This is a genomic window from Halodesulfovibrio sp. (assembly GCF_025210605.1).
Lineage (GTDB): Bacteria > Desulfobacterota > Desulfovibrionia > Desulfovibrionales > Desulfovibrionaceae > Halodesulfovibrio.
In genome coordinates this window covers 157,421-176,978 of record NZ_JAOARI010000011.1, presented here as the reverse complement: position 1 = coordinate 176,978, position 19,558 = coordinate 157,421, and the positions used below count along the sequence as shown (strand labels likewise).

The 19,558-nt window shown below is 45.4% G+C and carries 17 protein-coding genes; 8 read left to right on the top strand and 9 right to left on the bottom strand.

Annotation, left to right across the window (positions count from 1 at the left end; genetic code table 11):
* Nucleotides 1–4,372, top strand: a 4,372-nt coding sequence (locus N4A56_RS03825) for a DUF642 domain-containing protein (protein WP_295545156.1), incomplete at its 5' end; no start/stop codon positions are given.
* An 84-nt stretch (nt 4,373–4,456) separates the two neighbouring features.
* Here N4A56_RS03825 and N4A56_RS03820 read toward each other — a convergent pair.
* The gene (locus N4A56_RS03820; protein ID WP_295545154.1) at nt 4,457–5,455 is read right to left on the bottom strand and encodes an ABC transporter ATP-binding protein; all 999 of its coding nucleotides are present in this window, start codon (nt 5,453–5,455) and stop codon (nt 4,457–4,459) included.
* Between the two features lie 433 nt (nt 5,456–5,888).
* On the opposite strand from N4A56_RS03820, the gene N4A56_RS03815 reads away from it, so the two are divergent.
* The 5 genes from N4A56_RS03815 (at nt 5,889) to N4A56_RS03795 (ending at nt 11,365) form a co-directional block, all read left to right on the top strand.
* Entirely contained in the window at nt 5,889–6,173 is a 285-nt protein-coding gene (locus N4A56_RS03815) for a FeoA family protein (protein ID WP_366519889.1), read from the top strand.
* A gap of 111 nt (nt 6,174–6,284) precedes the next feature.
* Complete coding sequence (locus tag N4A56_RS03810) at nt 6,285–6,473, top strand: FeoB-associated Cys-rich membrane protein (RefSeq protein WP_293669098.1); 189 nt, start codon at nt 6,285–6,287, stop codon at nt 6,471–6,473.
* 91 nt (nt 6,474–6,564) lie between these two features.
* Entirely contained in the window at nt 6,565–6,801 is a 237-nt protein-coding gene (locus tag N4A56_RS03805; RefSeq protein ID WP_295545152.1) for a FeoA family protein, read from the top strand.
* Nucleotides 6,802–6,845: 44 nt separating this feature from the next.
* Nucleotides 6,846–9,032: a ferrous iron transport protein B gene (gene feoB / locus N4A56_RS03800; RefSeq protein ID WP_295545150.1), complete on the top strand. Its 2,187-nt coding sequence runs from the start codon at nt 6,846–6,848 to the stop codon at nt 9,030–9,032.
* Between the two features lie 239 nt (nt 9,033–9,271).
* Nucleotides 9,272–11,365 carry a methyl-accepting chemotaxis protein gene (locus N4A56_RS03795; protein WP_295545148.1) on the top strand — a complete coding sequence of 698 codons (2,094 nt, stop codon included), beginning with the start codon at nt 9,272–9,274 and terminating at the stop codon, nt 11,363–11,365.
* A 102-nt stretch (nt 11,366–11,467) separates the two neighbouring features.
* Here N4A56_RS03795 and N4A56_RS03790 read toward each other — a convergent pair whose 3' ends face one another.
* Nucleotides 11,468–11,893, bottom strand: a complete 426-nt coding sequence (locus N4A56_RS03790) for a peptidylprolyl isomerase (RefSeq protein ID WP_295545146.1) — start codon at nt 11,891–11,893, stop codon at nt 11,468–11,470.
* Between the two features lie 433 nt (nt 11,894–12,326).
* Here N4A56_RS03790 and N4A56_RS03785 point away from each other — a divergent pair, with 433 nt between their 5' ends.
* Together N4A56_RS03785 and lysA are read left to right on the top strand one after the other, a co-directional pair.
* Entirely contained in the window at nt 12,327–13,016 is a 690-nt protein-coding gene (locus N4A56_RS03785; RefSeq protein WP_295545145.1) for a TrmB family transcriptional regulator, read from the top strand.
* A 15-nt stretch (nt 13,017–13,031) separates the two neighbouring features.
* Nucleotides 13,032–14,330: a diaminopimelate decarboxylase gene (gene lysA / locus N4A56_RS03780; RefSeq protein ID WP_295545143.1), complete on the top strand. Its 1,299-nt coding sequence runs from the start codon at nt 13,032–13,034 to the stop codon at nt 14,328–14,330.
* Nucleotides 14,331–14,455: 125 nt separating this feature from the next.
* Here the strand turns inward: lysA and bioD are convergent, their stop codons facing one another.
* From bioD to N4A56_RS03745, 7 genes are read right to left on the bottom strand one after another with little or no spacing between them, the layout of a single operon-like run.
* Nucleotides 14,456–15,160, bottom strand: a complete 705-nt coding sequence (bioD, locus tag N4A56_RS03775; protein ID WP_295545141.1) for a dethiobiotin synthase — start codon at nt 15,158–15,160, stop codon at nt 14,456–14,458.
* Nucleotides 15,147–16,289, bottom strand: a complete 1,143-nt coding sequence (locus N4A56_RS03770; RefSeq protein ID WP_295545140.1) for an aminotransferase class I/II-fold pyridoxal phosphate-dependent enzyme — start codon at nt 16,287–16,289, stop codon at nt 15,147–15,149. The genes bioD and N4A56_RS03770 overlap by 14 nt, the downstream gene beginning before the upstream one ends.
* A complete protein-coding gene (locus N4A56_RS03765; protein WP_295545138.1) occupies nt 16,271–16,708 on the bottom strand; it encodes a hypothetical protein in 438 nt (145 codons plus the stop codon). Before N4A56_RS03765 ends, N4A56_RS03770 begins: the two co-directional genes overlap by 19 nt.
* A 3-nt stretch (nt 16,709–16,711) precedes the next feature.
* A complete protein-coding gene (locus tag N4A56_RS03760; RefSeq protein ID WP_295545158.1) occupies nt 16,712–17,929 on the bottom strand; it encodes a beta-ketoacyl-[acyl-carrier-protein] synthase family protein in 1,218 nt (405 codons plus the stop codon).
* A gap of 6 nt (nt 17,930–17,935) precedes the next feature.
* Nucleotides 17,936–18,307, bottom strand: a complete 372-nt coding sequence (locus N4A56_RS03755; RefSeq protein WP_295545136.1) for a hypothetical protein — start codon at nt 18,305–18,307, stop codon at nt 17,936–17,938.
* A gap of 9 nt (nt 18,308–18,316) precedes the next feature.
* On the bottom strand, nt 18,317–19,066 hold the full coding sequence (locus N4A56_RS03750; protein ID WP_295545134.1) for an SDR family oxidoreductase: 750 nt from the start codon (nt 19,064–19,066) through the stop codon (nt 18,317–18,319).
* Nucleotides 19,059–19,370 carry a hypothetical protein gene (locus N4A56_RS03745; RefSeq protein ID WP_295545133.1) on the bottom strand — a complete coding sequence of 104 codons (312 nt, stop codon included), beginning with the start codon at nt 19,368–19,370 and terminating at the stop codon, nt 19,059–19,061. The genes N4A56_RS03750 and N4A56_RS03745 overlap by 8 nt, the downstream gene beginning before the upstream one ends.
* Between the last annotated feature and the right edge of the window lie 188 nt (nt 19,371–19,558).

Sequence of the window (19,558 nt, the reverse complement as noted above, 5' to 3'; positions counted from 1 at the left end):
TGAAGCCAATAGTAGCAATCATGTCGGCGGAAAATATGGTGGCAAAAATACTATCGACGGTGAAGGCGGCGACGACGTTATCGACCTTTCCGGCGTGAAGTCTGGCAGCATCACCGTAAATGCTGGCGCTGATAATGATACAATGATCGCTGGTGGTGCAAAAGAAACCTTCAATGGTGGTTCGGGCGATGACGTTGTGAGCTATCGCAATTCTAAAGCTGTAACTGTTGACCTTGTTGGAAAAAATAAGGGTAAAGGTGACGCTGAGGGTGATTCTTATGACTCCATTGAAAGAATCGAAGGTAGCAGCAAAAATGACACCTTTATTGTAGACGCAGGTGATAGCCGCACGCTTTCAGGTGGCAGTGGCAACGACACTGTTAACTTCAGGCATTCTGACCATGGCGTTAAACTGAATGTTGATGGGCATTTTGGTGAAAAAGGTTCTGCTCTTAACGGTAGCCTTGAAGGTTTCGAGTCATTTATTGGGTCAAAGCATGCAGACTCCCTTACTCTTGGTGCAAACTGGAAACATGTTGCAACTGGTAAGGGCAATGACTCTGTCACATTAGGTACAACAGCTGCTGTTAACATGACCATTGCAACAGGGCGTGGCGCGGATACTATTGATCTGAGCAATGCAAGCGGTGGACATGTTGTAGTTAAAGCAGGTCATGGGCATGACACTATCTTTGCAGGTGGCGCTAAGGAGACCTTTAGAGGCGGACGCGGACACGATACTGTCAGCTATGAAAAATCTGGTGAAGCGGTCACTGTTGATCTCGTAGGAAGCAATAACGAAGGTTCAGGTAATGCCGTTGGTGATAAGTACCGCTCAATTGAAGAGATTAAAGGTACAGATCACAACGATACTTTCATAATAGGTGCAGGTGATACCCGTACTCTTGATGGCGGTAAAGGCGATGGTGATGTCGCAGACTTCAGCCAGTCTAAAGCTGCTGTGCAAGTCAATGCAGATGGTAGTTTTGGAAAAGTAGGCAGCACAACGCAAGACGGTCACCTTAAAGGTTTTGAAAAAATTGTTGGCTCTAGCGCCGATAATGACATGCTCGAAATCGGCGGTGAAGGACCGTTCATAGTCACTATTAAGATGATTAATGGTGTGGAGTCCTTTGTTGTGACAGATGCTTCAGGAAACATTGTTGCACAAGCATCCGATTTCGAGAACGTACGCTTTACCGAGTCTGAAAATGTTACAGTGATCGGCGAAGGAACAGCCTCCGGCGTTACTGTATTTACTGCAAGCAACAAGCAGGTTGATGTCCATGTTCAGGCAGCTGATAATAGTGATTTGATTGTAACAGCTGGTGAGCAATCTGATACTATTCATCTCTCCCGCGGCTCTGAAAGCACTGCTCACGTTACGGTTAACGCTGGTGCCGGAGATGATACAATGTACGCAGGCGCAGCTCGTGAAATCTTCAATGGCGGTGCTGGCGATAACGATCTGGTGAGCTACCATGAATCGTCGGCTGTAACTGTTGATCTTGTCGGCAACAACGGTAAAGGCGCTGCTGCTGGTGATTCCTACAATTCAATTGAGACGATTGAAGGAAGCACACAAAACGATACTTTCATCGTTGGGGCAGGTGATACCCGTACTCTTAATGGCGGTGCAGGTGATAACGATGTGGCTGACTTTAGCCAATCCACCAGCGGTGTTGCCGTGAACGTTGATAACAGTTTCGGCTCGAAAGGTGGCACTGTTGCAGAAGGGCATCTCGAAAACTTTGAATCACTTGTAGGTTCCGACTCTGCCGACTCACTGACATTGAATGGCGACTGGAAAAATGTTTCGACTGGCAAAGGTGATGATTCTGTTGTTCTGGGAACAACTGCTGCTGTGGACATGAGTATTGCAACTGGTGAAGGCGAGGATAAAATTGATCTTCGCAACGCTAGTTCAGGCTCAATAACTGTTGAAGCTGGCAAAGATAACGATGAAATTTTTGCTGGCACCGCCACGGAGACGATTAAAGGCGGCGACGGTTCTGATACCGTGAGTTACGAATCTTCTGATGCACAAGTCAACGTTGATTTGTCTGATGGTCAAAAAGAATCAGGCGGTAGCGCTGAAGGCGATACTCTCGATAGCATAGAAAATGTGGTTGGCAGTGACTACAACGATATTCTTACCGGTAATGGAGCTAATAACCGCTTAGAAGGCGGAGCTGGAGACGATACTCTCACTGGCGGAGCTGGAAACAACCACCTCTATGGTGGCGAAGGCAACGACACCTTTATCGGCGGTGCTGGTGCAGACTCCTTTGATGGTGGAGATGCAAGAGATGCAACCATAACAACTGATGGTATCGATACTGTCTCGTATGAAAATTCTCATGCTGGTGTAACTGCTGATTTGTCTGATTCCAGTAGAAATACTGGTGATGCAGCAGGGGATACCTACACAAGGATCGAGAACCTTACCGGTTCAAGTCATGCTGACAAGTTAATCGGTGATGATAATGCAAACCAGATTGACGGTGGCGCTGGTTCCGACATTATTAGAGGTGGCGCTGGTGATGATATTCTCAACGGCGGCGATGCTGCGGTTGAAAATTCTGAACTGATTAATAACGGCGACTTCTCAAATTGGGTTCCTGTTAATGGTGTTCGGGTTCCTGATGGCTGGCAAATTCCTAGTGGTAGAATTGACGGGTACGGACATGAATATGTTGAAGTCCAGTCAAAAGATCCTTCAAGTGACTATGGAACTTCTTTGTCACAAAGCATCCATACCGTCGAAGGTCAGCAATATACTTTGACATTTACTGTGCGGAATGATTCTAACTGGAAAGGGCAGGACAATGAGCTTAGCGTTCATATTGCAAATGCACTTGGTTCCAAATTGACGAACGGAAGCTACACGACATCGTCTACGTCATCTTCGGATTGGACAACGCATACAGTTACATTCATTGCAGGTGCCGGAACAAGTACAGAGATTACGTTCGATCAGGTCGGTGCCAGCACTGGTAATGCAGAGCATTGGGGCATCTACCTTGATAATGTTTCTGTTGTGCCGGGAGTAGATGATACTATTTATGGCGGCGCAGGTAATGACACCATTCATGGTAACTCTGGAAATGATGTTTTATACGGTGGTGCTGATAACGATATCCTTCATGGTGATGAAGGTAACGATATCCTTACAGGTGGTACAGGAACTAACACACTGTACGGCGGTGAAGGTAATGACACCTTTATTGGTGGCGCTGGTGAAGATACCTTCTATGGTGGTAGCACCAATGATGCAACCATAACAACTGATGGTATCGACACTGTCTCGTATGAAAAATCTAATGCTGGCGTAACCGCTGATTTGTCTGATTCTCGCAATAATGAAGGTGATGCCGCAAACGATTCGTATGTAAGCATTGAGAATCTTATTGGTTCAAAGCATGCTGATACGTTGATCGGTGATGGTGGTAACAACCAGATTGACGGCGGCGCTGGGTCCGACATCATTAAAGGCGGTGTTGGAAATGATGTGCTGTATGGCGGCGACAATGACCATGACAGTAGTTTGTCTAACCTCGTAAATAATGGTGAGCTTGATGGCACTGCGGGGTGGCAGGTTTCTGGTGATGTAGAATCAAAAGATGGTCACCTAGATATTGGTACTGGATTTTGGGGCAATGATGACGGAGCAATCCAGCAATCTTTCGCAACAGAAGCTGGCGGCAGTTATACAATTAAATTTGATGCTTGGAATGGCAGTGATGATGGACATGATGGCATTAAGGTCGATATTATTGACAGTAATGGCAATGTGATACGTACTGAAGTGCTTGAACATGCTGATATTACAGGTGAAGGAAATTATGAGTCTTTCACTTTTACAGCTGTTGATGGAAATACAACAGTGAAATTCTATCAGGATACTGATGTTGATGGGGTTACCTTTGGAGATGGTCATGTTGGCTCATGGGATCATGGCATCAACCTTGATAACATCTCTGTAGTAAAAGCAGATGGTGACCACCTGTTTGGTGGTGAAGGTAATGATACCTTGAATGGTGGTGCTGGCGATCATGATATTCTGAATGGTGGCACTGGCGATGATACTTTCCTCTTTACTGGTGAGGACTTTGGAGTATCAGGTCAGACAACCTTTATTCAGGATTTCGGAAACGGAAGTGATACACTGAGCTTTACCGATGTGATTTCTGGGCAAGGCACTGAGACATTAGACATTACTGGTTTCAGCACTGCGAATGGTGACACCACAATCACAGTGACAGCCTCTCAGGCAGGTTCATCAGATCATTTGACACACACTATCGTTCTTGAAGATTACACCGATCAGAATCAGGCTTACTTCGAAAGCTTAATTAAAGCTGGTAGCTAGTAGCTGGTTAGTAATTGTAATTTCAAAGCCCCGTCCGAAAGGACGGGGCTTTTTAGTGCGTGATATCAAAAGTTGTTGTGCGTCTTATGCATAGAGCCAGCAGCGAACTTCGCGACCAGCTTCTGGTGTAAGCAATGGTGGTTCAACTTGTTTACATTTGGTAAAAGCGTGTTTGCATCGTTCGTTAAAGCGGCAGCCTTTCGGCTGTGCATACAGCGGGGCGACTACTCCGGGGATGGTTTCAAGCATGCCTTTTTGAAGCGGAGAACCTTTTTCCGGGATAGCAGGAATAGAGCGCATAAGTCCTTGTGTATACGGGTGCAACGGCTTTTTAAAAAGGTTGAGCGTGCTTGCTTGTTCTACTACTCGTCCACCGTACATAACGACAACGTCATCAGCATTTTCTGCTACTACGCCAAGGTCGTGCGTTATCAAAAGCAGGGCAGTGCCAGTATCTTCGGCGAGCTGATGCATTAAATCTAAAATTTGTCCCTGTATGGTTACATCAAGTGCGGTTGTGGGTTCATCTGCGATTATTAAACGCGGTGAACAAGCAAGAGCCATAGCTATAACAACACGTTGGCGCATGCCGCCGCTAAGCTGGTGTGGAAATTCTTTTGCGCGTTGAGCCGGAGACGGGATGCCGACTTGATGCAAAAGATCAACCGCTCTGTCCAGCGCTACTTTTTTGTTTAATCCTTCATGCAGGCGTAGTACTTCCGCAATTTGCTCACCAATTTTGAAAACTGGATTAAGCGAGGTCATAGGCTCCTGAAAGATCATTGAGATGGAATTGCCACGTATACGCTGCATTTCTGGTTCGGAAAGTTTCAGCAGATCTTGCCCATCGAAAAGAACTTTTCCGCCACTAATTTCACCGGGAGGAGTGGGAATAAGTCGCATGATCGACAGTGAAGTTACGCTTTTACCGCAGCCGGATTCCCCAACAATACTCAACGATTGCCCAGAATTGATAGAAAAACTGACATCATCCACAGCTGTAAGCTTGCCGTGTGCAGCGGTGGTGAAGACTGTTGTTAATCCTTCTACAGAGAGTAGTGGATTTGAGGATATCGTTTGCATTGTGTGTCCTATTTGAAAAGGAAGTTGAACAAAAATATGGACGCGGGAAGCCGTACCGTAAGACAGCATAGGTAGTCGAATTTTCGTAACACGCGCAAAATGTACATCAACGGCAGATGTGCTGGTGTCTAAAGTGCTATATATGACGCTGGAGTGCTGCAAAAAAGCATTACAGTAGCGCTTGGCATTGTTCTTTATGCTGAAGAGCAGAGGCATATATAAGTGTTACATTAGTGACCTAGGATACGGTGAGATGTGCACTGGTGCAAGGAGTCTTTGTCAGCTGGGTTATACTATAACTGTCAGGTATGGTGGATAGTTGTATAAAGAAATGTTGCGATAGTTGAAAATAATTTTCAATCACATTCTCAATGCCCTTGACAATCATTTTCAATTTGACTACTCACTAATCATAAGTTTTGGAGGGGTCAAAATGCCATGTTGTAAGCGCAAGCGTAGACGCACACGAATGTTGAATTCTTTGCCTACTGGATGTAAAGCTCGAATAAACGCACTTTGCAGTGAACCTAAATTAAGAGGTCGCTTGTGCGCAATGGGGTTAACTCCTGGCACTGTGGTTGAAGTATGTTCGCCGTGCAGCTTTAAAGTGAAGAATTGTCTGCTCACTTTGGGGGACGACGTTGCTTGCAAGCTGGAATGTGAACCTCTGGACAATGAACAAATTCAAACAAACGCACAGGTCGCTGGAAGTTTCTAGAGATTTTGTGTGGTAGTCATAATCTGACATAGGGAAGCCCTATGTTTTTGCTTGCCAGCAGTTGCGTGCAAGCAGCGATTATGTAGATGACGACTAATCGGAGGTGTCCAAATGGATGCTATTATTGTTGCGGTAATTATTGCTGTAGCGGCTGGTTATCTTGTGCGTCGATATATGAAAAAAGGTACATCCGGCGGCTGTGGTTGTGGAAGTGATTGCGGTGGGTGTAGTTCTTCAAATAAATCATCTTCGCACAATTCAACATCAAGCTGCGGTTGCTCTATAGATAAAGAGCAATAGAAGGCTGGTATCCGATAGTGTGCAAACACAGCACACTTTTTTTACCAAATCTAATTGATAGAGATTTTCAATTTCACAAAGGGTGGTTAAGATGTCAAACCCAATACCAATGCGGGAATTAAAAGTAGGGGAAAAGGCTAAGGTCGTTGCAATTACGGCTATTGGCGAGCTTGGTCGTCGTATTCGAGATATGGGACTTGTTCCCGGTGCTGAGCTTGAAGTTGTAGGGCGTGCTCCATTGCAAGACCCTGTAGCGCTGCGACTTACCGGTTTTACTCTTTCGCTGCGAAATAACGAAGCTGATTACATCGCTGTTGAACGTAGCTAATACAATAATCTGCCACAAAATTTTTTGTATACGAGGAATGTTTCATGTCCAAAGAGATTAAAGTTGCTCTCGCCGGTAACCCGAACTCCGGTAAGACGACTGCTTTTAACGCAATTACTGGTGCTCGCCAGCATGTAGGTAACTATCCGGGTATTACTGTTGATAAAAAAGAAGGTTTTGCTTCTGTTGGTGGCAAAAAAATTCACCTTATCGACCTTCCGGGTACGTACTCCCTTACCGCATATACAATGGAAGAAATTGTTGCGCGTAACGTAGTCGCTGACCAGCGTCCTGATGTTGTTGTAGACGTTCTTAACGCTGGTGCTCTTGAGCGTAACCTTTACCTTGCAATCCAGTTAATGGAAATGGGTGCTCCTATTGTTCTTGCATTGAACATGATGGACGAAGCCGTAAAGCAAGGTATGAAGATTGACGTTGAAAAGCTTTCTGAGAAATTGAATGTTCCGGTTGTAGAAACCGTAGCACGAACAGGCGAAGGCATCCCGACTTTGCTGGAAGCTACCGCTAAGTGCGCTGCTGAAAGTGAAGGCAAAAAGTGGGAGCCGCTTTCCATTTCATACGGTCCAGATCTTGACCCTGCTCTCGATAAGATGATTGCTCTTATCGAAAAAAATAATCTTCTTACAGACCGTTATCCTTCCCGCTGGACTGCTCTGAAATATCTTGAGAGCGATGAAGAAATTATCCAGCTTGGTCGCGAAACCCATCCTGTTTCCGCAGAACTTGAAGCTGTTGTTCAAGATGTAGCTAAACACCTTGAAAGCACTCTTGCTACCTACCCTGAAGCTGTTATTGCTGACTACCGCTACGGGTACATTACTTCTATTGTTCGTCAGGGCGTGGTTACTCGTCTTGATGCAGCGGCAGACCGCGTAGCGCTTTCTGATAAAATCGACAGCATTGTGACCCAGCGTTTCCTTGGTCCAATCATTATGCTGGCGATTATGTACTTCATCTATCAGGTAACATTTACATTCAGTGAAACCCCTGTCGGCTGGTTTGAGTCATTCTTTGGTTGGCTTGGAGAAACAGCAGAAGCCAATATGCAGGATGGTCTGCTTAAATCGCTGGTGATTTCCGGTGTTATCGATGGTGTTGGTGGCGTAATGGGCTTTGTTCCGCTTATTATGTTCATGTTCCTTCAGATCGCAATTCTGGAAGACTCCGGTTACATGGCGCGTGTTGCATACATGCTTGACCGCGTGTTCCGCTTCTTCGGTTTGCATGGCTGTTCTGTAATGCCTTTCATCGTATCCGGTGGTATTGCTGGTGGTTGTGCTGTTCCGGGTGTTATGGCTGCACGTACCCTCAGAAGCCCTAAAGAAAAACTGGCAACTCTCATCACTGCTCCTTTCATGGCATGTGGTGCAAAACTGCCTGTATTCCTTCTTTTTGTGGGTGTTTTCTTTGAAGAAAATCAAGCAATGGTTATGTTCATGCTCACCATGGCTGCATGGGCATGTGCTCTTATTGTTTCAAAAATTCTTCGTCATACAGTTATTAAAGGTGAAGCTACTCCATTCGTAATGGAACTGCCTCCGTACCGTTTCCCTACTCTCCGCGGTTTGCTGATTCATACTTGGGAGCGCACTTGGCAGTACATTAAGAAAGCGGGTACTGTAATTCTCGCTATCTCAATTCTTATCTGGGCAGCAATGACCTTCCCGAATCTCCCAGCAGACCAGGTAGCAGCGTTTGATGCACAGAAAACCGTTGTTCAGGAACAGATTGATGCTGCAACCGCTTCTGGCGCACCTGTAGCTGAACTTGAAGAAAATCTGTTGAAAATTGAAAACGAAGAAGCTGAAGCTACCCTCAAAAATTCCTACGCTGGATCCATTGGTGTTGCACTTGAGCCTGTAATGAGTCCTGCCGGATTTGACTGGCGTACAAACATTGCGTTGGTAGGTGGCTTTGCTGCGAAAGAAGTTATCGTATCTACTCTTGGTACTGCATACTCTCTTGGTGAAGTAGACCCTGAAGATGCTGCACCGCTTGCAGAACGTATTGCACAGGATCCAAACTGGACACCAAGTGTAGCAGTTGCATTCCTTCTTTTTGTACTCCTTTACGCACCGTGTTTCGTAACAGTAGTAGCGATTAAACAGGAAGCAAACTCATGGAAGTGGGCTATGTTCTCTGTGGTATTCAACACTGCTCTTGCTTACGCAGTAGCTGTGACAGTTGTACAAATAGGTAAGCTACTGTAGCTTCATAACTCATAGTCTCTATGAACCCCGTTCAGCATTTGCTGAACGGGGTTTTTTATGTTGGAGAATTTGTTTTCTGGTATAAAAAGTGAGAAAGATATTTGTCTTTTAAAGAAAAAGCTTTATTGTTCGATAAGTATGCGATGATTAATGTACAATTTTTAGCGTAGGCTTTTTTCAGCATCAAATTCGGGCAGTGATGCTTTTTTACATGGTAGGAGCCTTAGTAGGGAGGACGTATGACGCTGCGAGCGCGACTAGTCTTAGGTTTTGGTATATTACTTTGCGTAATTATGAGTATGGGATTCGGGGCTATTAAGGAAATTGAAGAGGTTTCTTCTGCCACTGCAAAGCTGTATCGTCATCCGTATGCGGTAAGTACAGCTATACTTAGAATTGATGACAACATTGTTCGTATTCATGTTGCAATGAAAAACATTGCTTCAAGCTCTTCACAAGCACAAGTCGATACGTTTCTTCAAGAAATTAAAGAATTAGAAACTAATATTTATGCAGATTTCGATATTTTAAAAGAGCGTTTTTTGGGTAACCCGCAAAAAGTTACATTGCTTAGAGATAACTTTGCCAGTTGGGCACCTGTGCGAAGTAGAGTTGTTGCGCTCATGCAGGCTGGAGATAAAGAAGCTGCTGAGAAAATAACAAAAACAGAGGGCGTTCGGCGTGTCGCTGTTTTGAATAGTGAAATAGAAGAATTCATTGAATTTGCAGACGGAAAAGCTGCTACCTTTGCTGGGTATGCAGAGTCTGTGAAAGCAGAGATTGTCCAAATTACATATGGTGTTCTTGTTTTTGCGATTATTTTATCCATTGGTATTATCAGCTGGATTTTACGAAGCACTCATACCATGCTCGGTGCAGACCCTGCTGAGCTGGCCACGGTTGTACGTATGCTGGCGGATGGTAATTTTTCATTCGACGTATCCAAAGCAAAAAATGGTGTGTATGCAAACCTTGCTCGACTGTCAGGAATATTATCCATGTTCGGGAAGGACGTAGCAACACTTGCAGGTGCAGTAGAACGGGGTGAAATACAAACCAGCGGCGACGTTGGTAAGTATACAGGCGATTTTGCATCGATAATGGAAGACCTTAATATGCTCGTGGAAATGTTCGCGGATGCATTTAATAGTCTGCCGATTGGGTTGATGATCCGTGATAATGAACACAATACGATTTTTCTTAACACAAAGGCGGTAGAGTTTACCGGAGCAAGTAATTACCGCCAAAAAAAATGTCATGAACTTTTAAAAACATCCCACTGCAATACAAAGCTATGTGGAGGCGATCAGTGCATTGATAGTGGGCATTTCTGCACTCAGGATACTGTTTCTTCAATGCCTTCTGGCGACTATGATATCCAGTACTCAGCTGTTCCTGTACGCTTACGGGATGGTTCGATAGTGGGAGCCATTGAAATTTGGATCGACCAGACAGATATTAAGAGTGCTGAACGGACAATGCTCGGAGTTGCATCAAAAGCTGATGAACTGGCAGAACACTTGGCTGTTTCCTCGGAACGTCTTTCTATGCAAGTCGCACAGATTGCCGCAGGCGCAGAAGTGCAGCAAGTGCGTGTTACAGAAACAAGTGTCGCGATGGAAGAAATGAATAGTACGGTGCTTGAGGTAGCCAAAAACGCGTCGGGCGCAACAGATCAATCTGTTGGTGCTCAAGAGAAAGCAAATGAAGGCGCACAGCTTGTTGATGGCGTTGTTCAGATTATCAAACAGGTGAACGCTACAGCACAAGACCTTGAAAGCAACATGAAGAAACTTGGTGAACAGGCAGATTCTGTTGGCGATGTGCTTACTGTGATTAATGACATTGCAGATCAGACAAACCTGCTTGCACTCAACGCTGCAATCGAAGCTGCCCGTGCTGGAGAAGCCGGGAAAGGGTTTGCTGTTGTTGCTGATGAAGTTCGCAAGCTTGCTGAGAAAACAATGACAGCGACGAATCAGGTAGAAACAAGTATTTCTGCCATGCAGGTTGCTGCTAGAGAAAGCATGAAGCACGTTGAAAATACTGTTTCTTATGTATCCAGTGCCACAGAGCAGTCAACACTGTCCGGCGATGCACTCAAATCTATTGTTGATATGTCTGCTGAGGGAGCTGTTCTCATCAGCAGTATTGCCACAGCAGCGGAACAGCAGTCTTCAACCTCTGAAGAAATTAACAAAGCTCTTGAGGAAGTGAATGTTGTGGTTGCAGAGACCACATCTGGTATTCAGGAGTCGTCAGCAGCAGTAGCAGAACTTTCTTCGGCTGCTTCTCGTCTGCAACACATTGTTGTTGAATTGCAGCAACGCTAGATTGCTGCTGGTGTGTCCAGTATCTGTTAGATACAAGTGAAAAGCATAAGAAAAGCCCGCTTCCTGAGGATGCGGGCTTTTTCTATTCGAATGAAATCGGATTTATACGATTTCAACGAGCTCAATTTCAAAGGTAAGATCTTTACCTGCAAGCGGGTGGTTGGCATCAAGGGTAATGCCATCTTCTTTTACGGCAGTAATTACAACTTCCATTACTCCGCCTTCGGATTCAAGCTGCAACAACATACCAACTTCTGGAGTGATGTGTTCTGGCACTTGGTCGTTTGCAACGTCAATAACCATTTCGTCATTGCGCTGTCCGTATGCTTCGTCCGCAGGAATTGTAACTTTAGTAGCATCACCTACAGCCATACCTTCAACAGCTTTTTCAAAACCTGGAATAAGCATGCCGGAACCGAGAGTGAACTCAAGTGGTTCGCGTTCGCGGGAGGAATCGAAAACAGAGCCGTCTTCAAGAGTGCCTGTGTAGTGAACTTTTACTGAATCGCCGTTTTTGACCTGTGCCATGGAGGTCTCCTTGTTAAAAATGTGGTATGATAGGATGACTGTTAGCCCTTTTAAAGTCAATTCTTATTTAAAGAGCAGTGGCATGCGCAGTGGAATGATATCTTGTGTATAGACATCAGCACGCGCATGGCATACGGAGCGAAAAAAACATTTACGCAGGCAGTCATGTCACATGCTCAAGTGAGATGTACGGGGGGGGTTGCATCCACAATTATATCTCCACTGCGAGTATTGGATTCTGTATTGTTTCATGACTGTGGCATTACTATTGTTATATGTAGTGTGCTGTCTCTCTGTTGCTTTCATAACAATAGGTATATGTTGAATAAAATATCAGCTCGACATGCACAAAAAATAGAAAAATCGTACCGAAGACTTGACCGGTATTGAAATCTGAAATAGTAGTACTTAGAAGAACTACTCAGGAGAAGAGATGGAACTCATTCAGGCATTGAAGAAATTTGGTTTTACCCAGCAAGAATCTTTAATGTATGTCACTCTTTGTAAAATGGGAGCCATGACGGGGTACGAAGCTGCTAAAGTTTCCGGTATTTCCCGTTCCAATGCATACGCTGCGTTGTCCAGCCTTGTTGAAAAGGGCGGAGCAATTGTTTCCTCAGAAGATTCCAGCAAGTATACTGCAATTCCGCGTGAAGAATTAATTTTGAATTTACGCCGTTCTTGCGAATCTACCTTGGACTTTCTGGAAGAAAATTTGCCGGAGCAGCAAGAAGAGGAAGCGCCGTACCTTACTATTTCAGGATACGGCAATACGCTTGATAAAATGCGTAATATGATTTTGCTTGCTAAAGGGTGGGTATATCTTTCTGTTTCATCTTCAACTGTAAAGTTACTTACGTCTGATTTGGAAAACTGTATTGAGCGCGGTTTAAAAGTTGTTATATTAACCAATGAAGACCCGCACCTTTCCGGTGCAGTATTTATGCACAATGAAGCTCCGGTGGAAAATGTGCGTATTATCGCTGATACCAGCGAAGTTATAGTGGGCACGCTCGAAGTTAATAAAGGGCAGTGTCTCTATTCAAAAAGCAAGCACCTCGTATCGTTGATGCGCGAAGCTCTCTTGAATGAGATTGAACTTATTAAGATACGCGGAATGTAATCAGGAGATTTCGGCATGAGCAATGTTCGCTCCACCTATACGGATTCAGTAAAATTCTACGGTAATACCACCCCGATGGAACTTGTAAAAACTTTCGGTAGCCCGCTTTATGTTTACAACGAGAACATACTGCGTACACGCTGCCGCGAAGTTAAGGCGCTTTCTGACAATCCAGCCTTTACACCTAACTATTCTGCGAAAGCGAATACAAATATTCACCTCCTAAAGGTTGTACAGGAAGAAGGCATGGTTGTGGACGCCATGTCGCCGGGTGAGATTGTCATGAACCTTGCCGCCGGATTTAAGCCTGAGCAGATCCTGTTTATTTCTAATAACGTCTCTGCTGAAGAACTCCAGTTTGCCATTGATCGTGGCGTGTATGTGAGTGTCGATTCTCTTTCTCAGCTGGACTTGTTCGGACAATTGAATCCAGGCGGCAAGGTTGTTATTCGCTTTAACCCGGGTATCGGTGCTGGTCACCATGCCAAAGTTGTAACAGGCGGAAAGCAAACTAAATTTGGTGTTGACCCGGAAGCTGCTGATACCGTGCGTGAGATTTTGGATCGTCATAATCTTACATTGTGTGGTGTGAACATGCATATCGGTTCGCTTTTCATGGAACCGGATGGTTATCTTGAAGCCATGCAGGTATTGCTTTCTATTGCTTCAGAGTGGCTTACCGACGATAACACACTTGAAATCATCGATTTCGGCGGTGGGTTCGGTATTCCGTACCACAAATACGAAGGTGAAGAACGCCTTGATTTCGCAAAACTTGGCGAAGCATTTAATGCCACCATTACTAAATTTATAGAAGACACCGGATATACAGGTCGTTTCATGTGCGAACCGGGTCGTTACATTGCCGCTGAGTGCGGTGCGTTGCTCGGTACCTGCTACAGCGTGAAAAACAACGGCGAAAAACGCTTCGCTGGTACAGACCTCGGCTTTAACCAGTTGATGCGTCCAGCTATGTACGATTCTTTCCACGATGTGGAAATCTACCGTGAAGGCGGTAGCGAGGTTACTGAAACAATGGAGCAGTCTATTGTTGGTAACATTTGTGAATCAGGTGATATAATGGCGAAGGATCGGCAGCTTCCTGAAATTGCTGAGGGCGACATCATTGCTATGCTTGATGCAGGTGCATACGGGTATGTAATGGCTTCCCCGTATAACCAGCGTCCGCGCCCTGCGGAAGTGCTTATTCAGGAAAATGGTGAAGCCCGTCTTATCCGCCGTCGTGAGACGTTGAATGATCTGCTGAATATGTATCCAGAAGCGGATGCACTTATCAGTGAGTTCGGTGAATAAGCTTTGCTTGCAGTTGTTTTGCAAGTGTGCCGCCATGCAATAGCATGACGGCATTTAGGTAATACACTTGTAGAATGACGAAGGTACGACACTGTTGGCTGGTTTGTCGTTTTTGTTCGGCAAACTTAGCCGACAATCTTTTCGAAGAGAGTAATTGCTTCTTCGGGAGGATTAGAAAAGTCTTCAATGTGCGGAATACATCCGCATGCAGAATAGTTTGAAAACGTGGAAATTGCTTCCATGTTTTCCTGCAACATCGCTTGTGGTGTTCGGTGTTCCTTGTTGTTCACAAACACTATCCCTGCCGGTTGAATGCCCCTGCGATGTAACGCCTCAATGGAAAGAAGCGTATGGTTGATTGTACCAAGTCCGGCTCGTGCAACGAGTACAGGCTTAATCCCGAATTGCTCAACAGCAAGCTGCACCATGTCCGCCAACATGTGTGTACGGCTGAAAGGCACCAGCAATCCTCCGGCAGCTTCCACCACCAAGGTATTATTTTTATGCAAATATGCCAGTTTGTGTAAAAGGTCTTCCACTTCTATGCTGCTCTGTTCATCACGGGCAGCATAGAATGGAGCCTTGGGAGCGCGAAAGCAGGCTCCGGTGGCATCATCAGCAGTTTGATGCAGTTCCGGACAATATTTAAGAACGAAGTTGGCGTCCGCGCCAGCATCGTTCGGGCTAAGACAGCCTGTTTGCACCGGTTTCCAGTAGTAAGGCGTGTGCCCCGTTCTTATTAGGAAGCGCATAAGCATCAGGGAAGCAACTGTCTTGCCTATGTCGGTATCTGTGCCGACAACGAAAAATGACGGATTAGGTTCTGTCATACCACCCCCTGATACTGTTGACGAATGTGTGTACGTCCTCAGTACTGTGCAAGGCTGTCATACTTATCCGTATGACAGCTTTGTTCATTGGTACTGTAGGATACCGTGATGCGAATGCAAGAACACCGTCTTCTTGCATTTTATGAACAATATTCGTCGCCTTCACTTCATCACCAACTAAAATAGAAATAATGTGTGCATCACCAAAAATGGTGAAACCGGCATCTTGTAGTTCTGAACGCATATAAGCACTGAGGTGTGCTATATGTTCGCGTTTATCTTCTAATTGCGGAAGTTTTTGTAGCAAAGAAGACGCGGCAGCAGCATGTGCTTCCGGCATGGCGGTTGAGTATATGGCGGGAGACGAGAAATTATTGAAAAATTCTTTAAAGCCTTTAGGGAGTAGAGCAAACGCTCCAAACATACCTAATGCTTTCCCGAATGTTCCAACAGCGATGTCTGCACAATCGCCTCCGACTCCTGTACCGTTGGTTCCCAGCACGCCAACAGCATGTGCTTCATCAAGTATGCTGAAGAATGCATGCTTAGACCGCAATGCGCCGAACGTTGCGGTATCCAGTAGATCTCCATCCATACTGAAAAGGGATTCTGTCAGAACCACAGGGTTTTCTGCTTGGGCAGCGGTAAGTTTTCTGTCGAGTTGTTCAAGGTTGCTATGCGCAAACCCCTTCAAGGTTCCGCCTGTTTGAGCAAGACCTTGCACCATGCTAGCGTGAATTCGTTTGTCATAGAACAACATTTCAGCAGGTGAACATAGTCCCCATAGAACTGCGAGATTCGCTTGATATCCGCTTGGAAAAAAGATGGCTTCATCATAGCCAAAATACGCTGCAAATTCTTGCTCAACATCTTCGGTGAATTGGCTATGCCCTGTAACCAGTCTGGAAGATGTTCCTGATGGGGGGTACGCTTGAAAGCATTTGGCGATAGTATTTTTCCAGTCGGTATCTTGAGCGAGTCCAAGGTAGTCGTTGGAAGCAAAATTGATAAGCGACTTCCCATTAACAACGGCGCTACTACCAACGTGCTTTTCGATAGTAACCGGTGAGCGGTGTAATCCTGCTGACTTTCTTAGTGCAATCGAGCGCTTTAAGCGTTCTGTAACCATAGAAATAACTCTTTGTAATGGGTTGTGAGTGAGTCTTTTGAAAACTGTTTGCCAAACTCGGTTGTTCCAAAAAGAAAGGAGCCTTCCAGTTTCATTTCTCCACAGTTAAAAGAAATTGTATATGCTGCCGTGGAATCCGTACGTGCTGTTTGTATTGCTGTTGCTGTACCGCAGCCGGAAAACGTTGCTACCGAAGGCAGTGGAACCTGTTGGATAGAAAGCAAAAAGGCGTGCTTGGAAAAATCCATACACTTTCTAAAATGCATTCCGCCAGCCTGTGCCATAGCTTCAAGCGCAAGATATGCAGGCGCTTCAATAAAATTTTTTTCAGTTGTTAGTTCTTTAGCTGAATGACTGATGATTCTATCAAGCAGAATGAATCGCTCTACACCGAAGTGAATAGTTTTATTCTGTTGCATAAATCACCAAAGACGCAAAGCTAGCGCACTGTTTTGACCGCCAAAACCAAAACTCTCAAGTATGATATTTGTACCTGAAGATATTGAATTTTCAGTAACAAATTCAATGTTGCTTGAGCATGGTGTTGTCAGGTTGCGCACATGGGGAACTTGTTTTTGTTCTAGCGTCGCAAGCAAAATGCCTAATTCTACTGCGCCGGAAGCCGCAGAGCAGTGCCCAATCCAAGACTTAATTGCTGTAACCTTCGGAGAACTGATTGTTTCATCGCTATAAAAAATGCGTTCTAGCAAAGCAGCTTCCATCTGGTCATTGAGTAGAGTAGATGTGCCGTGCGCTGCGATTAATTCAATTTCTTCAGGATGCATATTTGCTTCTGTTAATGCTGCGCGAACGGCTTTTTCTGCATACATTCCTTCAGGATGTGGTGCTGTCATTGTATGCGCGTCCATAGTTGCACCGTAGCCGCAAATTTCTGCGAGTATATGTGCATCGCGAGCCTGAGCATGCTCTAGAGATTCCAGTACGAATATTGCGCCACCTTCTCCTGCAACGAATCCGCTACGCGCTGCGTCAAATGGTCTGGAGGCAGCGTAAGGATGACCACCTTTGCTCCACAGTGCCTGTGCCTTTTTATACGCGAGCAGACCACCTTGTGAGATTCTGGAATCTCCACCGCCAGCAAACGCTATGGTTGTATAGCCGTCCTTTATTTTGCGGAATGCTTCACCAATCGCCTGAGTAGACGCTGAGCATGCTGTCCCTACAGTGGAGTTTTCACCGTGGATATGCAGAAATTGGCTTATAGCACTTGCCGCAGTGTTCGGCAGATATTTAAGCATCCACAGCGCCGCAAGGTCTGGATTGTCCAGCTCTCCGTTTTGCATTGAGTGAAAATCTGCACTGATATCAAAATTCGGTCCAACACCGATAAAAAGTCCTGCTTGTTCCAACTGTTCGGGAGCAAGTTCACTATTTTTTGCAGCCATAATTGCCGCAGCCAAGGCAAATTGTGCACCGCGTGCGAGATATTTTTTGTTTTTCCAACGTCCTGTGTATGTTGTAAGATCGAAAGAAGAAACAGGGCAGACTATGTATCCTTCAAAGTCTTGCGCTGGGGCAAAGGCTACTTCCCCCATGCTAACAGTATCCCGTATGCTTTCGGGAGTATTGCCTAAAGAAGAGATACACCCGCATCCGGTTATAACTACTCTATTCTTCATCACAAATTATAACATGCTGTTTGCGTGTTGAATGTAGGCGACAATATCGCGTACCTGTAAAACAGGGCCATCCTCGATAGTATCAAACATTGCGGATAAACGCTCCGAAGACAGATGTGGGTATATACCAGAGATATGTTCAATGGTATCTAAACCTTTTTCTTCAGCTTCTGCTATATGCATTCTAAGTGATTGTAGAAAGATGATGTCATCGTGGATAGGCACTCCGCATTTGCTCGCAAACCCAACCCCATACTCCATCAGGTCAATGGATTCTGTCGGCAGGTCGCGCATGACATAGCTTTCCATGGTGATTTCTTCAGGTTCGATTTCCAGAACCTCTGCGATTATATCCTGTACTTGAGTGAAAATAGACATCGTGCATCCTTATTTGCAGGCGGTAAGTCCGCCGTCCATTGTGACGGTTGTTCCGTTAATCATATGTGCAGCGTCGCTTAGTAAAAAAGCAACCGTGTGAGAAATTTCATCTGGCGTCATTGCTCGTTTTGCAGGGCTGCGCTGAACTGCTTGCGGATTCTTTTCAAGAAACGTCGCGCCTCTGCCGCTCTCAACATACCCAATACGGAAAGAACAGCTTGTGACACCGCGCCCGCCAAGTTCGACTCCAAGGTTCTGATATAGAGCTTCTCCAGCCAGTTTCGCCGCCGCATAAAAACCTTGCCCTGCGTTAGGCAGAGCCGCAGCCGTTGAAGATATAAACACACAACGCCCGAACCGTTTCGCCAGCATCAATCGCGAGAGATGTCTGAGACAAATAGCTCTGCCGGAAATATTAGTTTCCATGTACTGTGCAATGCGTGCAGGTTCTGCCCCTGAAATAAAAGCTTCAAAATCGCTTTGCATACAATCGACAAGGTAGTCGGGAGAATCAATATTCCTGAGTTGTGATTGCTGCTCGGTATCAGCACTTCGAGCTACAGTTTCTAAATTAAGTTCAACAACAGTGGCTTCTGGGAAGGCAGATGCAATGCGTTCTAATCCATCGTGCGAGCATGCAGAAAGGGTTAGTCGGAATCCTGCATCAGAGAGTAGTTGCGCTACAGCCATTCCCAGTCCAGAAGATGCACCAAGGATACAGGCATGGTTTCCAGAAAAATGCATGGGAATATTACGCATCACTACCTCCGTTACTTTCAACAACAATCCGACCAGTCACAGCTTTTTCCGTCCCCTTGAATAAGGTGCAAGCATACCCGAAAGGCTTCGGTTCGATGCGATATGCATACGAATCTGGCGTAATGAACGATTTGAATCGGAATTTGCGTATACCCAAAGTTGCCTCTGGCATGTGGCTGCGTACTTCATCCACAAAGCTGTGAATGATAAGCGTACCCGGAATAACAGGGCTGTCAGGAAAATGATCTTGCAACGCTGGTTCGTTCGCCGGAAATGTAAAAGTTCCTGTGATAGGTTTTGTCATAATTTTTTGATGACTCGCAAGGGTCTCCGACGGGTCTTCGACGACTCTCCGAGGGGCAGGCGGGCGCTGCCCCCTGCACCCCCGCAAGGGGGACGCCCCCTTGACCGCGGAGTTGAGTGATAGAAATTTTTTTGGATGATTACATTGCGTTGCCATAAAAGAGGTAACGACAAATAGTATGTGTACTG

Coding starts and splice junctions, on each gene's coding strand:
- N4A56_RS03820 (WP_295545154.1), bottom strand. CDS start 5,455: ATGCAAACGATATCCTCAAATCCACTACTCTCTGTAGAAGGATTAACA.
- N4A56_RS03815 (WP_366519889.1), top strand. CDS start 5,889: ATGCCATGTTGTAAGCGCAAGCGTAGACGCACACGAATGTTGAATTCT.
- N4A56_RS03810 (WP_293669098.1), top strand. CDS start 6,285: ATGGATGCTATTATTGTTGCGGTAATTATTGCTGTAGCGGCTGGTTAT.
- N4A56_RS03805 (WP_295545152.1), top strand. CDS start 6,565: ATGTCAAACCCAATACCAATGCGGGAATTAAAAGTAGGGGAAAAGGCT.
- feoB (WP_295545150.1), top strand. CDS start 6,846: ATGTCCAAAGAGATTAAAGTTGCTCTCGCCGGTAACCCGAACTCCGGT.
- N4A56_RS03795 (WP_295545148.1), top strand. CDS start 9,272: ATGACGCTGCGAGCGCGACTAGTCTTAGGTTTTGGTATATTACTTTGC.
- N4A56_RS03790 (WP_295545146.1), bottom strand. CDS start 11,893: ATGGCACAGGTCAAAAACGGCGATTCAGTAAAAGTTCACTACACAGGC.
- N4A56_RS03785 (WP_295545145.1), top strand. CDS start 12,327: ATGGAACTCATTCAGGCATTGAAGAAATTTGGTTTTACCCAGCAAGAA.
- lysA (WP_295545143.1), top strand. CDS start 13,032: ATGAGCAATGTTCGCTCCACCTATACGGATTCAGTAAAATTCTACGGT.
- bioD (WP_295545141.1), bottom strand. CDS start 15,160: ATGACAGAACCTAATCCGTCATTTTTCGTTGTCGGCACAGATACCGAC.
- N4A56_RS03770 (WP_295545140.1), bottom strand. CDS start 16,289: ATGGTTACAGAACGCTTAAAGCGCTCGATTGCACTAAGAAAGTCAGCA.
- N4A56_RS03765 (WP_295545138.1), bottom strand. CDS start 16,708: ATGCAACAGAATAAAACTATTCACTTCGGTGTAGAGCGATTCATTCTG.
- N4A56_RS03760 (WP_295545158.1), bottom strand. CDS start 17,929: ATGAAGAATAGAGTAGTTATAACCGGATGCGGGTGTATCTCTTCTTTA.
- N4A56_RS03755 (WP_295545136.1), bottom strand. CDS start 18,307: ATGTCTATTTTCACTCAAGTACAGGATATAATCGCAGAGGTTCTGGAA.
- N4A56_RS03750 (WP_295545134.1), bottom strand. CDS start 19,066: ATGCGTAATATTCCCATGCATTTTTCTGGAAACCATGCCTGTATCCTT.
- N4A56_RS03745 (WP_295545133.1), bottom strand. CDS start 19,370: ATGACAAAACCTATCACAGGAACTTTTACATTTCCGGCGAACGAACCA.